14 protein-coding genes are annotated in these 15,563 nt (G+C 62.7%); 3 read left to right on the top strand and 11 right to left on the bottom strand.

The window, feature by feature from the left end; all coding sequences use genetic code 11:
- Positions 1–810: 810 nt before the first annotated feature.
- Positions 811–1,740, top strand: a complete 930-nt coding sequence (rarD, locus tag AB4097_RS20485) for an EamA family transporter RarD (protein WP_442042967.1) — start codon at positions 811–813, stop codon at positions 1,738–1,740.
- Positions 1,741–1,830: 90 nt separating this feature from the next.
- Here the strand turns inward: rarD and AB4097_RS20490 are convergent, their stop codons facing one another.
- The 5 genes from AB4097_RS20490 to AB4097_RS20510 form a co-directional block, all read right to left on the bottom strand.
- On the bottom strand, positions 1,831–2,766 hold the full coding sequence (locus AB4097_RS20490) for a sugar-binding protein (protein WP_442042991.1): 936 nt from the start codon (positions 2,764–2,766) through the stop codon (positions 1,831–1,833).
- Between the two features lie 118 nt (positions 2,767–2,884).
- Positions 2,885–3,934, bottom strand: a complete 1,050-nt coding sequence (locus AB4097_RS20495) for an ABC transporter permease (protein ID WP_442042969.1) — start codon at positions 3,932–3,934, stop codon at positions 2,885–2,887.
- The gene (locus AB4097_RS20500) at positions 3,934–4,674 is read right to left on the bottom strand and encodes an ATP-binding cassette domain-containing protein (protein WP_442042971.1); all 741 of its coding nucleotides are present in this window, start codon (positions 4,672–4,674) and stop codon (positions 3,934–3,936) included. The genes AB4097_RS20495 and AB4097_RS20500 overlap by 1 nt, the downstream gene beginning before the upstream one ends.
- Before the next feature lie 130 nt (positions 4,675–4,804).
- The gene (locus AB4097_RS20505) at positions 4,805–5,641 is read right to left on the bottom strand and encodes an amidohydrolase family protein (RefSeq protein ID WP_442042973.1); all 837 of its coding nucleotides are present in this window, start codon (positions 5,639–5,641) and stop codon (positions 4,805–4,807) included.
- 5 nt (positions 5,642–5,646) lie between these two features.
- Positions 5,647–6,660: an aldo/keto reductase gene (locus tag AB4097_RS20510; protein ID WP_442042975.1), complete on the bottom strand. Its 1,014-nt coding sequence runs from the start codon at positions 6,658–6,660 to the stop codon at positions 5,647–5,649.
- Positions 6,661–6,966: 306 nt separating this feature from the next.
- On the opposite strand from AB4097_RS20510, the gene AB4097_RS20515 reads away from it, so the two are divergent.
- A complete protein-coding gene (locus AB4097_RS20515) occupies positions 6,967–7,659 on the top strand; it encodes a FadR/GntR family transcriptional regulator (protein WP_442042977.1) in 693 nt (230 codons plus the stop codon).
- Positions 7,660–8,521: 862 nt separating this feature from the next.
- Here the strand turns inward: AB4097_RS20515 and AB4097_RS20520 are convergent.
- The 6 genes from AB4097_RS20520 to AB4097_RS20545 form a co-directional block, all read right to left on the bottom strand.
- On the bottom strand, positions 8,522–10,162 hold the full coding sequence (locus tag AB4097_RS20520) for a GMC family oxidoreductase (RefSeq protein ID WP_442042979.1): 1,641 nt from the start codon (positions 10,160–10,162) through the stop codon (positions 8,522–8,524).
- A 64-nt stretch (positions 10,163–10,226) separates the two neighbouring features.
- Entirely contained in the window at positions 10,227–11,147 is a 921-nt protein-coding gene (locus tag AB4097_RS20525) for a branched-chain amino acid ABC transporter permease (RefSeq protein ID WP_442042993.1), read from the bottom strand.
- Positions 11,148–11,205: 58 nt separating this feature from the next.
- Positions 11,206–12,093: a branched-chain amino acid ABC transporter permease gene (locus AB4097_RS20530; protein WP_442042981.1), complete on the bottom strand. Its 888-nt coding sequence runs from the start codon at positions 12,091–12,093 to the stop codon at positions 11,206–11,208.
- 6 nt (positions 12,094–12,099) lie between these two features.
- Positions 12,100–12,807, bottom strand: a complete 708-nt coding sequence (locus tag AB4097_RS20535; RefSeq protein WP_442042983.1) for an ABC transporter ATP-binding protein — start codon at positions 12,805–12,807, stop codon at positions 12,100–12,102.
- Positions 12,800–13,558 carry an ABC transporter ATP-binding protein gene (locus tag AB4097_RS20540; RefSeq protein ID WP_442042985.1) on the bottom strand — a complete coding sequence of 253 codons (759 nt, stop codon included), beginning with the start codon at positions 13,556–13,558 and terminating at the stop codon, positions 12,800–12,802. The genes AB4097_RS20535 and AB4097_RS20540 overlap by 8 nt, the downstream gene beginning before the upstream one ends.
- A 120-nt stretch (positions 13,559–13,678) precedes the next feature.
- The gene (locus AB4097_RS20545) at positions 13,679–14,887 is read right to left on the bottom strand and encodes an ABC transporter substrate-binding protein (RefSeq protein WP_442042987.1); all 1,209 of its coding nucleotides are present in this window, start codon (positions 14,885–14,887) and stop codon (positions 13,679–13,681) included.
- A gap of 311 nt (positions 14,888–15,198) precedes the next feature.
- On the opposite strand from AB4097_RS20545, the gene AB4097_RS20550 reads away from it, so the two are divergent.
- On the top strand, positions 15,199–15,563 hold a 365-nt coding region (locus tag AB4097_RS20550; protein ID WP_442042989.1), incomplete at its 3' end, for an aldehyde dehydrogenase family protein.

Raw genomic sequence — 15,563 nt, forward strand, 5'->3', positions numbered from 1 at the left:
ACTGAGCGGCCTTGCGCCGTCAGCACATCAACCTGCCGCAACTTCGCGACAATCTCTTCAGCCGTGTGTCTCTTCCTGGGCATTCTCTCGTCCTCCAAATGGCAAAAAGCCATACATCAGGGAGGACCACTTCAAAGGGGGCAGGCCAATATACGGCTTGCCCTCAGGGAGCCTGAGCGCGGCGACGGCTTGGCGGGTAAAGCGCATTTAAGCCTCCGTCAGTAAGCATATAGTAAGCACGATCGTGACTGGCCGTGAGTGCTCCTAGATATCTAAGTCTGAAGGTATGGCTGAAATTTGGCTTAGTTAGCGGCAGCTTGATTGGCTCTGATGCTTACCGATCATCAGGAATTCAAGATTGTGGATCTGGGGGTCCCCCGTTCGAGCCGGGGCGGCTGTACCACTTCCCACACAAGGACTTAAGCTTCGCAGGTTCGAAGCTCCGCTTGCCGGAAAGTTGCCCTGGTCGGCCTATGACAGCACCAAGGTCATATCCCTCTAAAAACCGGCATCAAAGGCAGGCGCGATGGTCCATGTCGCCGATCCGGCTGGTTCCAGCACGAGCGATTCCCACATCCAAGTGAAATGCGCCTTCGCATCCGTGAAGACAGGCTGTCGCCTCATCAAAGTTGGGACTATCCCGTTCACCTGAATTGACCTAGGAGCGTGACACCTCGCAAGGCCTGTTCTCAATGAACCGGGCGCGACTGGAGCATTTTTGGTGAAGTCGATCCGGTTCGCCGTCAGAAAATGCGATCCGGCACAGGGAAGAGATGATTCCACGCAAGGGAAACGGCTCCAGAGGCTAAGATGGTAACAGGACCAGCGCCTTCCGAGGCACAGCGGGCACGTGCCGGGGTTATCTATGCCTTGGCGGCATTCTTCATGTGGGGCTTGGCCGTTCCGCTGCACTTCAAGCTCATTTCGGCGGTTCCTGCCCTTCAGATCCTCGCTCACCGGATCGTCTGGGCGAGCGTGTTCGCCCTTGGGCTGATTCTCGCGGGCCGGCAATGGCGCAAGCTCGTCGAGGCGCTCACATCCGGTCGCCGGCTGCTGCTTCTGTGCGCTTCGGCCGGTCTCATCGCGATCAACTGGCTCATCTATATCTGGGCCGTCAATTCAGGGCACCTCGTTCAGACGAGCCTCGGTTATTTCATCAATCCGCTCCTGAACGTTGTGCTCGGCGTTCTCTTCCTGCGGGAGAGGCTGAACCCGGCGCAGGTTGCCGCCTGCGTGATTGCCGCGCTGGGTGTGCTGGTGCTCGCCATCTCGTCGGGCGAGATGCCCTGGGTCGCGCTGGCGCTGGCCTGCAGCTTCGGCTTCTACGGCCTCGTCAGGAAGATCGTGCCGGTCGCCCCGCTCATCGGCTTCTGCGTCGAGTCGCTGCTGCTCACACCCTTGGCCTTAGGGTACCTCACCTATGTCGGCGCACAGGGGCAGTTCGTGGCTTTCCGGGGCGATCTGCGCCTGGATGCGCTTCTCATTCTGACCGGGCTCAGCACCGCTTTGCCGCTGATCTGGTTCGCGGCGGCCGCTCAAAGGCTGAAGCTCTCCACCATCGGTCTGCTGCAATACCTGGCGCCGTCGGGCCAGCTTGCGCTCGGCGTCCTCGTTTACGAGGAAGCCTTCGGCTGGATCGACGGTATGGCGTTCAGCCTGATCTGGATCGCCCTTGGGGTCTACACCGCCAGCGCCCTGAGATCTTCGCCTACGGCGCCCAAGCCCGTGGGAGCCGATTAGGCAACCTGCTGAGGCCACCTGCTTACAACAAACGCCCTGGAAAGAGGCCTCTCTCCAGGGCGCGGGTCCGCCAATAGGTGAAGTGTCAGCTCATTTGAGCATGGAAGCGACGTTGTCCTTCGTCACGCGGTCGATGCCCGCATAGACGATATCCTGAACCTTCTCGCCCTTCTTGAGCTGCAGGAGAATGTCCATGGCCTTTTCGCCCATCTCGTAGGGCCGCTGGCCGACGAGCGCGTTGGCATAGCCGTCGCGCAGCAGCTCGAGCTGCACCTTCAGGGTATCGGCCACCACGAGGCTGAACTTGTTCTGGTCCATGGCTTCCTTGTTCTTGTTCACGAAGCTCTTGTAGGCCTCGGGCACGAACATCGGCCAGCCGCCCACCGGCACGATGGCGGCGAGATCCGGGTTGGCCGTCTTGAGGTCCTGCATCTGCTGCACGGCGAGCGCGAGGTCGTCGTTGCAGTAGGTGGGCGAGCCGGAGACTTCCGTCCATTTGGAGCCTTTCAGCGCATCGCGCACGCCTTCGACGCGCTCCTTCAGGTTGGCGGCGGCCGGACCGCCGGACACCATGGCGTATTTGCCGCCATCCGGCCGCAGCTTCAAGAGTTCCTCGCCGAGGGCGCGGCCCATGGCGCGGTTGTCCGTGCCCACATGGGCCTGGCGCGCGGAACCCGGCGCATCGGCGTCGAACGTGATGACCGGAATGCCGGCGTCGCGCGCGGCCTTGATCACGCGCACCGCCGCCGCCGCATCCGACACCGAGATGGCGATGCCGTCGACCTTCTGGCTGATCAGGTCCTGAATGATCTGGACCTGGCTTGCGGGTTCATGCTCGACCGGGCCCTTGTAGATGCACTCGACATTTCCGAGCTCCTTCGCGCGCTTCATGCATCCGTCGCGGGAGAGGTCGAAATAGGGATTGTTCATCGCCTTCGGCACGATGGCGAACTTGTAGGTCTGCTGCGCCATGGCCGGGGCGGTGAGCGCCACGGCAGCGACCGCGGCAAGGATCAAACGTTTCATCATGTCTTCCTCCTGGTTGATTCTCCGCCCCATGTTTGGGGTCTCGTGACCGGCTTCTATCGGCCGATCTTCCATGTCCGCTTTCGAGGCAGGCAGTGCCGGCCTCCGACAACGGTGTTCAGGACGTCATGCGCAGGGTCCGCAGGCGGTCGACCAGGACCGCCAGGATGATGATCCCGCCCACGAGGACTATCTGCCAATAGGCGTTGATGCCCGCGAGCACGAGGCCGTTGCGGATGACTTCGATGAGAAGGGCACCGATGACCGCACCCGCCGGCCCCCCGATGCCGCCGCTGAGATTCGCGCCGCCGATGACCGCCGCGGCGATGATCGTCAGCTCGTAGCCGGTCGCGAGATTGGCCGGTGCGGAACCGAGCCAGCCCACCATCAGGATGCCGGCAAATCCCGCCGAGAGGGCGGACAGCACATAAACGGCGATCTTGACCCGCTCGACCGCGACGCCCGTGAGCGCCGCGGCCTTCTCGTTGCCGCCGAGCGCGAAGACGTGCCGCCCGAAAGCCGTGTGATGAAGGACGATGCCGATGATCGTCGCGAGAACGAGCAGATAGATGATGGCCACCGGCACGCCGGCGATGTTGCCGTCGGTGATGTCGTAGAAGAGGTTCACGTCCGGCCCGGTCGGGGCCTGCCCGCGTCCTTCCGTGACCGCATAGGCGAGGCCGCGCACGATCGACAGCATGCCGAGCGTCGTCACGAACGGTGAGAGGCCGACGCGGGCGATGAGCAGGCCGTTCGCCAGCCCGATCAGGAGCGCGACGCCGAGCCCTGCGCCGAGCGAGACGACCATGCCCGCGAGCGGAATGTTGTCGAGAGCCGTGCCGCTCAAAGCCTGCATGACGATGGCGCAGGTGATGGCCGAGAGTGCCATCGTCGAACCGACCGAAAGATCGATGCCGCCGGTGACGATCACGAGCGTGACACCCAGGGTCACGATGCCGACGAAGGAAAAGTTCTTCGCCACGTTGGCGAGGTTGCCCGGACTGAGAAAGGCCGAACTCAGGAACGACATCACGATCATGATGACGATGAGGGCCGCCGCCACATAGGCCGTCTGGCTCGCGAAGAACCCGCGCCGCCACCAGCGAGCGCGGCCCACATTCGAAAAATCGCTCGTGTCGGAGCTGGTTGCCGGAGACAGTTCGCTCATCACGCCGCTTCCTTGGCGCCCGTAATCAGCGCGGTGACTTCCTCGGGGCTCGATTGGTCGATGGGCTTGTCGGCGACCTTGGTTCCGCGGCGCATCACGACCACCCGTTCGCACACGGAGAACACATCCGGCATGCGGTGCGAGATCAGGATCACGGCGATGCCCGCATCCTTCAATCGGCGGATGAGATCGAGAACCTCGGCCACCTGACGGACCGAAATTGCCGCCGTCGGCTCGTCCATGAGAATGAGCTTGGCCTTGGCAAGCCTTGTCCGGGCAATCGCGACGGCCTGCCGCTGCCCGCCCGACATGGCACGGACCAGATCGTCCGGCCTTGTCTCGGACTTGAGCTCGCGGAACAGGGCGCCCGTCCGCTGGTTCATGGTCGCATGGTCGAGAAACGAGAACGGCCCGACCTTGCGTTTGAGTTCGCGCCCGAGAAACACGTTGGCCGCCGCCGTCAAATTGTCGGCAAGAGCGAGGTCCTGGTAGACGACCTCGATGCCGACGGAACGGGCATCGACCGGTCTCGTGAAATGGACCTCCTGATCCTCGAACAGGACTTTGCCGTGCGAGGGCGGAAAGTTGCCGGCGATGATCTTCACCAGGGTCGACTTTCCGGCGCCGTTGTCGCCCATCAGGCCGACGACCTCGCCGGGCTTGATCGTGAGATTGACGTGGGACAGGGCCCGGATGGCGCCGAATTCCTTCCCGACGTCTTGCAGGACGAGGAGTGACAAGACCGTTCCTCCCTTTATGTCAGGCTTTCGCCTGTGCGGCGTCTTTGCGCCACGGTTGATCTAAGCACGGGACCGCAGGCGATGTCATCTGCACCTTCGGGGGAACAGATCGGCGCGGAACGGGCGCTCTTCATGCTGCTTCCTCGCTCCCGTCGAGCTTGTAGAAGCGGATGGCATTCCGGCCGAAGACCGCATCGTGGTGGCTTTGCGGCACGAACGCATGGCACATGGCGAGCCAATCCTCGTAGCTGCCCGCGAGCCTCAGAACCGGCCAGTCGCTGCCCCACATGAGCCGCTCGGGGCCAAACAATTCGAGAAGCGTGTCGGCATAAGGTCTGATAGCGTCCGCATCGCGCCGGCCGCCCGCCTCGGTCAGAAAACCCGACAGCTTGCAATGAACGTTCGGAAAAGCGGCCAACCCCGCCATGGCGTCTCGCCACGGGGCGATTTCACCCGCCGCGATGCGCGGCTTTGCACCATGATCGATGACGATGGACAAATCAGGGTGGCGCTCGGCGAATGCAGTCAAGGCTCTCAGATGCTGCGGCATCACCAGGGCATCGAAGCGCAGATCCGCTTCCTTCATGGACGCGATGGCGGGATCGAGATGCGGATCGTCGATCCAGCCGACATCCGGGATGTCCTGCAGCATGGGCCGCAGGCTCTTCAGCTTCGGATGTGACGCGAGCCGGGCAACATGGCTCGCCGCATCGGCCGCCTTGAGGTCGACCCAGCCGACGACGCCAAGGATGAACGCGTGCCGGTCCGCCAGTTCCAGCATGAAGTCGGTATCGGCCATCGTGGGGAGCGACTGCACGAGGACCGTGCCGCCGATGCCGCATGCCTTCAAAATTGGCTCCAAGTCGCTCGGCGTGAAATCGCGATGAATTTTGGCAAGATCCGGCGGCGGCCACTGGCCCTGTCGGTTGCTCATCAACCAGAAATGCTGGTGGGCATCGATCCGCATGGAGCCTATTCGCCTTCGCGCGGGAGGGGAGCGGCTTCGTCCAGCAATCCGGCTTTCCTCAGTGCCGTCCAGAGTTCGTCGGGGATCGAGCGCTCGAACCAGGCGACGTTGGTGTAAAGCTGCTCGGCGTCGCGGGCTCCGGTCACACAGGAGACGACGGCCGGATGGGCCAGGGGAAAGCGAAAGGCCGCGGCCGGGAGCGGGACATCGAACTCGTCGCATACCGACTTCAGGGCCTGAACGCGCCGCACGACATCCGGTGGAGCATCCGCGTAGTCGAACTTGTTGTTGCCGACGAGGATGCCGGAGTTGAACGGACCGGCGACGACGATCCCGGTTCCGGCGCGCGCGCATCTGTCGAGTAGCGGAAGGCTCATCTGCTCCAGCAGCGTGTAGCGGCCCGCCAGCATGACGACGTCGAGATCCGCTTCTCCCATGGCATCATGAACCACCTCGGCCTCGTTGACCCCGAGCCCGATGGCCGTGACGCGTCCGCTGTCGCGCAGCTCCTGAAGCGCCCGGAACCCACCTCCGGTGGTCAGCTGGCGCCAGTAATACTCATGCCGGTCGCCATGAGTGTAGCGGCCGATGTCGTGAATGTAGAGGATGTCGATCTTGAGAATGCCGAGGCGCTGCCGGCTGTCCTCGAAGGATTTCAGGACCGCGTCGTACGTGTAGTCGTAAACGGGTCGGAACGGGAGAGGCCGGACCCAGCCGTTCTCTTCTTCGCTCACGGTCTCGTCGGGCACCATCAGGCGACCGGCCTTTGTGCTGATGACGTAGCTGTCGCGCTCACGGTCGCAGAGCAGGGCACCGAGGCGGCGCTCGGATCGCGTGTAACCATAATAGGGTGCGGTATCGAAATAGCCGATGCCGTGAGTGCAGGCAGCCTCGGTCACGGCCTGAGCTTCCGCAAAGCTCGTCGGGCTGTAGAGCCCGCCCATGGGTGCGCTGCCGAGCCCGAGGAGCGTGAGGGACAGGTCTTTGCGGGGGAGGGGGCGGCGCTCTGAGACTTTCATGGGGTGCCCTTGACCGTCGCACGACCGGGAGTAGCCAGCCGCTCTGCCTCAGTGGGCACCTCCGGCATGTCGGTGCAATGGTGGAGATGGGCCGTCACGCCGCGCATGCTTCCTCCCTCGGCAACTTGGTCCCATTCTCCGCAGGACTTTTGTGTCCGAATTGGTCAGGCCAATCCAGGAGCAATAGGAATATGACCGGCGGGAACGTTCGGTCAAGTTAAAACGATCAGCGGAAACTGATCGCCGATTCGCATTGTCAGGGTTCGGGCCGGGATCTATGGTCAGGCCAATTCCGGGTCGCCGATCATGTCCATTGTCCTCAAGCCGGCAGAGCCCCGGCGCCTCTACCAGCAGGTCGCCGATCAGATCCGTGCTCTGATCCAAGGCGGCCAGATCCTGCCCGGGGCGCGTCTTCCGGCCGAGCGGGACCTCGCGCATCAGCTGGGCGTTTCGCGTCCGTCGCTTCGGGAGGCTCTTATTGCTCTCGAGATCGACGGCAGCGTCGAAATCCGGTCCGGGTCAGGCGTCTATGTCTGCGCGCCGGTCGAACGTGCTGCGAGTACGATGCATTCGATGGGTGAGAGCCCCTCGGAGCTCATGCAGGCGAGGGGTGCCATCGAAGGGAATGTCGCGGCTCTCGCCTGTGCCCGCATGACACCGGAAGGACTCGCTTCCCTTCAAGCGACGATCGAGGGAATGCGGGCCGACATCGCCGATGGGCGCGATCCCCTCGAGCAGGATCGGCAGTTCCACCTCGCCATTGCGAACCTGTCCGGCAATTCGGTGCTCATGCGCATCGTGCGCGAGCTGTTCGACGAGCGTCATAGCCCGATCTCTGCCCAGATGAGGATCCGGTTCGACAGCCGCGAGGGCTGGCACACGGCGCTCGTGGAGCATGAAGCCATCTATGCAGCCTTCGAGGCGGCGGATCCCCTTCTGGCCCAAGCCGCCATGCGGATGCACCTCGACGCGTCGAAGAGACGATGGCTCGGGGAGTAGGGGATCCGGTTCCACGACTGCAAGGGCTCCGGTTCTCGCACAAAGAAAAAGGCCGGGATGTGATCCCGGCCTTGGAAGTTCGAACCATACGGCGTGAGCAATGCTTTCACGGCGCATGATTGGAATCGCAATCAAATGACAATGAAATCTGATGCCGTCAATTCGGCGAGGTTCTCGATCGCCGAGCCCTTAGAACCGGTACCGTCCACGTCGTAGAAAAGATCTCCCGTCCTGATGTCGTGCATGCTGAAATCGGTGGAAAAAGAGAGCTTCGGTTCTTTCCGGAGAGGCGATCAACCTGCGTCCTGCCACTTGAAAAGTTCATGCGGCACTGGTCGTGCCTTATATGTCCCGCGGCCTGGCACGACAGAATAGTTCGATGTCATTTCACCTGCCCCTAATCGAAAGAGCTTCTTTGTTGAGCCCTTTGAGTAAAATAACGAAGTTTGATGGAGAGATCGCCAGGAAATTGGCAGGAAAGAAACGCAGTATACTAACGGATGGAGCAAAGCGTTAGAACTAAACGCTCGGAACCATTCGGTTATAGAAGTTTACGCCTCGATAACCATTGATAGTGTTCTGCTGGCTGAATAAGGCAACATCGTGGCGTATTAAGAAAAAGCTCATTCAAAGCTTCAAGTTCTATGCCGGCCTAAGATATTTTAGCCTCTTAAGGAATATAAACCGAAAATGCTTCGGTCAGAATTGAGCTGAGCGAATCGAATATTCCGAGATGCGCTGACGGACACCGCGTACAATGCGCTGGAGATACCTCCACTTGCATGGAAATATCTTTTCTCAGACCCGATCGCAATTTTGGTGAGCCGGACCCGCTTCACCAAAATTGCTCTAGCTGGACAGTTTAAGCGGAGCGCAGGGCAGGCGTGCCGATGTGCGATTGATCCTCCAGGATCAGGGCTGCTCCCCGTTCCGCAATCATCAGGGTCGGCGAATTCGTGTTCCCGCTCGTGATTGTAGGCATGATGGACGCATCGATGACACGCAGCCCTTCCACACCGCGCAGGCGCAGGCGCGAGTCCGTGACAGCCATCGGATCGCTGTCGATGCCCATCTTGGCGGTTCCGACGGGATGGAAGATCGTGGTTCCGGTCTCCCGCGCGCCGTTCAAAAGCTCCTCGTCCGTCGTCAGCTCGGCGCCGGGCTTGTATTCCTCCGGCCGGTACTTCTGAAGGGCCGGCATGGACACGATGTGCCGGACCAGGCGCAATGAATCCACCGCCACGCGCTGATCTTCCGCTGTCGACAGATAGTTCGGCCGGATGAACGGGGGATCGTCCGACGCCCCGCTACGGATCCTGACGCTTCCCCGGCTGCTCGGCCGCAGGTTGCAGACGCTCGCCGTGAAGGCCGGGAAGGGGTGCGGATCTTCTCCGAATTTGTCGAGCGACAGGGGCTGGATGTGAAACTGGAGGTTCGGCGTCGCGTATTCGGGCGAGGAACGCGTGAAGGCTCCTAGCTGCGACGGAGCCATCGTCAGCGGACCTCGGCGGAAGAGCGCATATTCCAGGCCCATATGGGCCTTCTTAAGCAGGGACCGGTAATCCTCGTTGAGGGTCCGCACCCCCTGCACTTTGTAGATCGGGCGCAGCTGCAGATGATCCTGTAGGTTCTCTCCGACGCCCGGCAGGTGGTGGACCACGTCGATGCCGTGCTGCTGGAGGTAGGCGCCGTCCCCGATCCCCGACAATTGCAGGAGCTTCGGGGATGCAATGGCGCCTGCGGAGAGCACGACTTCCTTCCTGGCGAAAATGCGCTTCAGAGCGCCATTCTGAAGGATTTCGACCCCGACGGCACGCTTGCCTTCGAACAGGATGCGCGTGGCATGGGCCTGGATCTCCACCTTCAGATTGGGGCGGGACAAGGCCGGCTTGAGGAAGCCGCGCGCCGAGGACCAGCGCCGTCCGCTCTTCTGGTTGACGTGGAAGTACGAGATGCCCTCGTTGCTGCCCGTGTTGAAATCGCTGACCCGGGGGATGCCGGCCTCGACGGCGGCTTCGATGAAGGTGTCCAACAGATCCCAGCGGGTCCGAGGGGCCTCGACGCGCCATTCACCCCCTGTGCCATGGTGCTCGCCGGCTCCGAGATAGTGATCGAGGTGCTGGCGGAAGATCGGTTTGACGTCGTCCCAGCCCCAGCCTGTCAGTCCCATCTGGCGCCAGTTGTCGTAATCCTCGCGCTGGCCGCGCATGTAGATCATGGCGTTGATGGCCGAGCAGCCGCCCAGGACCTTGCCGCGCGGATAATTCAGGATGCGACCGTTCAGGCCCGGCTCGGTCTCGGTCTTGAACATCCAGTCGGCCCGGGGATTGCCGATGGCAAAAAGATAGCCGACCGGAATGTGAAACCAGATCCAGTTGTCCTTGCCGCCGGCCTCGAGAATGCAGACCGAGTTTCGGGGATCCTTGGACAGGCGGTTCGCCAGGACACAGCCGGCAGAACCCGCACCGACGATCACGTAATCGAATGTATCGCTGTCCGGCATGGTATGACTCGATGCAATGAGCGGGCGCTCGATGCGACGAGCGCCGGCAGAGTTTTCGTCGCTCTTAGGAAGCGCCCTTGGTCCTGCGCCTCATCAACTCCAGGATCTCGCCCACGATGCCCCGGCGGAACAGGAGCACGCAGATCACGAAGATGATGCCGATCAGCACCGTCACGGGGAAAGCGGAGGCCGCCAGATAATTCTGCAAGGCGATCACCAGGCCGGCGCCGACGATGGGGCCGAGCATCGTGCCGATGCCGCCGAGCAGGGTCATGAGAATGACCTCGCCGGACATCTGCCACTGCACGTCGGTAAGCGTCGCGAACTGGAACACGATGGCTTTCGTTCCGCCCGCCAGTCCCGCCAGCGCGGCCGACATCACGAAGGCGCCGAGCTTGTAGCGGTCGACCCGGTAGCCGAGAGAGACCGCGCGCCGTTCATTCTCGCGGATCGCCTTGAGGATGTTGCCGAAGGGCGAGTTCACGATGCGCCAGATGGAGAAGAAGCCGAACAGGAAGATCGCCAGCGTGACGTAGTACATGGTCAGGGGCTGGTTGAGGTCGATGAAGCCGAGCAGATGCCCGCGCGGCACGCCCTGAATGCCGTCCTCGCCATGGGTGAAAGGCACCTGCAGGCAGATGAACGCGAACATCTGCGACAGGGCGAGGGTGATCATGGCGAAGTAGATACCCTGGCGACGGATGGCCACGAACCCGATGATGAGGCCCATGACGGCGGCTCCTGCCACGCCGAGCAGGATGGCGGTCAGAGGCTCCAGACCCCACACCTTTGCCGCATGGGCGGTGACATAGGCCGCTCCGCCGAAGAAGGCGGCATGGCCGAAGGAGAGAAGGCCTACATAGCCGATGAGCAGGTTGAACGCGCAGGCAAAGAGCGCGAAGCAGAGCACGCTCATCAGCATGACCGGGTAGAAGAAGAAGGGCGCCACCAGCAGGGCCGCGACGGCGACCGCGCCGAGCACCATGGAAGACGTGCGGAGACGGGGCTGTTCCGCGAGATATTGGGTTCCGACAGCCATGATATCACTCCTCCCGCCCGAAGAGACCTGCCGGCCTGACGAGCAGAACGATGGCCATGATCACGAAGATAACGATACTCGAGGCTTCCGGGTAGAAGACCTTCGTCAGCCCCTCGAGGACGCCGAGCACATAGCCGGTCACGATGGCGCCCAGGATCGAGCCCATGCCGCCGACGACGACCACGGCGAACACGATGATGATGAGGTTCGAGCCCATCAGCGGGCTCACTTGGTAGATCGGGGCCGCCAGTACGCCGGCCAGCCCGGCTAGCGCCGCACCCAGGCCGTAGGTGAGGGTCAGGAGCAGCGGCACGTTTACGCCGAAGGCTTGGACGAGCGTGGCATTTTCCGTCGCGGCGCGGAGATAGGCGCCGAGGCGCGTCTTCTCGATGAGAAGCCACGTGCCCAAGCAGATGACCAGGGATGCGATCACCACCCAGCCGCGATAGATCGGCATGAACATGAAGCCCAGGTTGACGGCTCCCGTCAGCTGGGGGGGAGGGGAATAGGGTTGGCCCGCGGCGCCGAACCAGTAGCGGAAGGCGCCTTCGAGAATGAGGGCGAGGCCGAAGGTCAGGAGGAGGCCGTAGAGTGGATCCACGCCGTACAGACGGCTCAGCATCGCCTTCTCGATCACGACCGCGATGGCCCCGACGATCAGAGGGGCCAGGATGAGCGCCGGCCAATAGCCGATCCCGAGCCAGCTCAGGAGCAGGTAGGCGGCGAAGGCGCCCAGCATGTATTGCGCGCCGTGGGCGAAGTTGATGACCCGGAGCAGACCGAAGATGACCGCGAGGCCGAGGCTCAGCATGGCATAGAAGGAGCCGTTGATCAGTCCGATGAGGATCTGGCCGTAGAGGGCCGGGGCGGGGATGCCGAAAATGGTGCTCATGATGCTCTACACCCCAAGAACTTGGTGGAGTTCGTCCATGCGCGCATCGAGCTCATGTCCTGGGAACGAGTTCACCATACGCCCATCCTCCATGAGGTAGAAGCGATCGGCCACTTTCTTCGCGAAGCGGAAGTTCTGTTCCACGAGCAGGATGGTCATGCCGCGCTTCTTCAAGGCGACCAGCACATCGCCGATGCGCTGGACGATGACGGGAGCCAGGCCCTCCGTCGGCTCGTCGAGAAGGATGATCCGCGCGCCCGTGCGCAGCACGCGGGCGATGGCAAGCATCTGCTGCTCGCCGCCCGAAAGCTTCGTGCCCTGGCTGGAGCGTCGTTCATGCAGGTTGGGGAAGAGGCTGTAGATCTCCTCAACGCTCATGCCGCCTTCCGAGACCGTGGGCGGCAGCATCAGGTTCTCGGAGACGTTCAGGCTCGCGAAGATGCCGCGCTCTTCGGGCACATAGCCGAGGCCCGCCTGCGCGACCTTGTGGAGCGGCAGGCCGAGGAGGTCTTTTCCGCGCAGGCGGATGACGCCCTCGCGACGGCGCAGGATGCCCATGATGGCACGCAGGGTGGTCGTCTTGCCCGCGCCGTTGCGGCCGAGCAGGGTGACCGTCTCGCCCTCGCGGATGTCGAGATCAACCCCGTGCAGAACATGGCTTTCGCCGTACCAGGCATTGAGCCCGCGGACTTCGAGAAGAGGAGCGCTACTCATGCTCGGTTCCCATATAGGCCTCGCGCACGCGCGGGTCCTGGCTGACCGTCTCGTACGATCCGTCGGAGAGGATCTCGCCGCGTGCCAGAACGGTGACCCGGTCGCAGAGGTCGGACACTACGTTCAGATTATGCTCGACCATCAGCACCGTGCGGTTGCGGGCGATGCGCCGGATCAGGTCGGAGATGCGGCCGATGTCTTCATGGCCCATGCCGGCCATGGGCTCGTCGAGCAGCAGCATGGCGGGATCGAGAGCCAGGGTGGTGGCAATCTCCAGAGCCCGCTTGCGTCCATAGGACAATTCGACGGCGGGAAGATGCGCATAGGCCCTGAGGCCGACCGCATCGATCAGCTCCATCGCGCGCTCATTGAGCGTCGAAAGGGACGAGGCGGAGCGCCAGAACTGCGTCGCGAGGCCTGAGGGGCGCTGCAGAGCGACACGCACGTTGTCGAGCACCGTGAGGTGCGGGAAGACTGCCGAAATCTGGAAGGAACGGATGAGCCCGAGACGGGCAACCTCGGCGGGTTTCAGGTTCGTGATGTCCGAGCCCTTGAACGCGATCTGCCCGCGGGTCGGCGTGAGAAACTTCGTGAGCAGGTTGAAGACGGTCGTCTTCCCGGCGCCATTGGGGCCGATCAGGGCGTGAATCGTGCCTTCATTGACGGACAGCGTCACGTCCTTCACGGCCACGAAGCCCCGAAACTCCATGGTGAGGCCGGTGGCGCTCAGAATAGGTTGCGTACTGACCATTGAATGAGCCGACACTCTCTTGATGAGGATGCAACGGCTGGTTCGGGCGCGAGGCTCGAGACCAGCCGTTGTCGGACGACGAGGCGGGCCCCCCCACCCCCGCCCCCCACGACCAGGAGGTTACTGCGTGACCTGGCAGCCGCTCTCGGCAAGAGACAGATAAGCCTGGTCGCCCGGAACCTTGGCGAGCTGCTTGTACATGTCCCAATCACTCTTGCTCTCTTCCGGCTTCTTCACCTGGAACAGATACATGTCGTAGACCATGCGGCCGTTGGGCAGCACCTTGCCGTTCTTGGCGAAGACGTCCTGGACCGGCATTTCGTGCAGGAGCTTGGCGACCGGCTCGGTCGCGTCGGTGCCGGCCTTCTCGACCGCCTTCAGGTATTGCAGGACTGCCGAGTAGGTGCCCATGTGGATCATGTTCGGCATGCGGCCGGTCTTTTCCTGGAACTTCTTGGCGAAGGCCCGGTTCTCGTCGCTCTGATCCCAGTACCAACCCTCGGTCAGGGTCAGCCCCTGCGCGGCCTTCAGGCCAAGACCCTTCACCTCGGCAAGGGTGAAGAGCAGCGCCGCCAGGCGGGTGCCGCCCTGGGTGATGCCGAATTCCGCCGCCTGCTTGATGGCGTTCGCAGTATCGAGGCCCGCATTGGCCAGGCCGATCACGTTGGCGCCGGAACTCTGGGCCTGCAGCAGGAAGGACGAATAATCGGTGGCCGCCAGCGGATGGCGGACGGAGCCGACAACTTGGCCACCCTTCGACTTCACGAATTTGGAGGTCTGCTCCTCGAGGGAGTAGCCGAAGGCGTAATCGGCCGTGAGGAAGAACCACTTGTTGCCGCCGTTCTCCACCAGCGCGCCGCCGGTGCCGACCGCGAGAGCATGCGTGTCGTAGGCCCAGTGGAAGCCGAACGGTGTGCATTGCTTGCCGGTCAGATCGCTCGTCGCCGCGCCGGTCGTCATCGTGATTTTCTTCTTGTCCTTGGACAGGCCCTGGACCGCAAGCGCGACGGACGAGGTGGTCAGCTCCATGATGGAATCGACCTTTTCCGTGTCGTACCATTGCCGGGCGATGCTGGCTGCGACGTCGGGCTTGTTCTGGTGATCCGCGCTGACGATCTCGACGGGCACGCCGAGAACCTTGCCGCCGAAATCCTGCACGGCCATGCGGGCGGCCTCCACCGAGGATTTGCCGCCGAAATCAGCGTAGACGCCGGATTGATCGTTCAGGATGCCGATCTTGACCACGCCGTCGGAGGCCTGCTGCGCAGAGGCCGACTGCGCCGCAACGGTGCAGCTGAGAGCGAACAGAATTTTGCTGAGAACGCGCATTGATTTCCTTCCCTTCGTTCCACGGCCGGTTGATCCAGCCTGTCGAGACCATAGCGTCGGCGACGCCCGGCGGTGGTCAGAAAGGTATAGAGACTTCTGTCTTGTGCAATGCGATAAGGGGTCATCCTTAAGTCGCAGCTATCCCTCTGTTTCTGCCTCAGTTTCAGGCATGGCACTGCAATCGTCGGTGAAGCTCGGCCGCGCGGCCGGTAACCCTGCTCCGCACGTCCTGCGGTTCACAGAGCCGGGAGCAGTCCCTATATCTCGCTGAAGCTTCCCGTCCTCCCCATTGTCGAGATTGGAGTCTTCCGATGACTGTACATGCGAAGCCTGTTGATCGGCGTGTTGTTGCGCTGAAGGACCCGTCGTTGCTGGTGGGGCAGGCCTATGTGGCGGGCGAATGGATCGATGCCCCGGACGGCCGGACCATCCCGGTCACCGACCCGTTCGACGGGGCCCTCATCCGCACGGTGCCCGATCTCGGTCCCGACGCGGCCCGGCGCGCCATCGACACGGCGCACGCGGTGCAGAAGGACTGGGCCCGCCGCACCGCCAAGGAGCGCAGCGCCATCCTGCGCCGCTGGTACGAGCTGATCCTCGCCAACGCCGACGACCTGGCGCTGATCCTCACCACGGAGCAGGGCAAGCCGTTGCCTGAGGCCAAGGGCGAGGTGAT

This window comes from Microvirga sp. 2MCAF35, assembly GCF_052115545.1.
GTDB lineage: Bacteria > Pseudomonadota > Alphaproteobacteria > Rhizobiales > Beijerinckiaceae > Microvirga.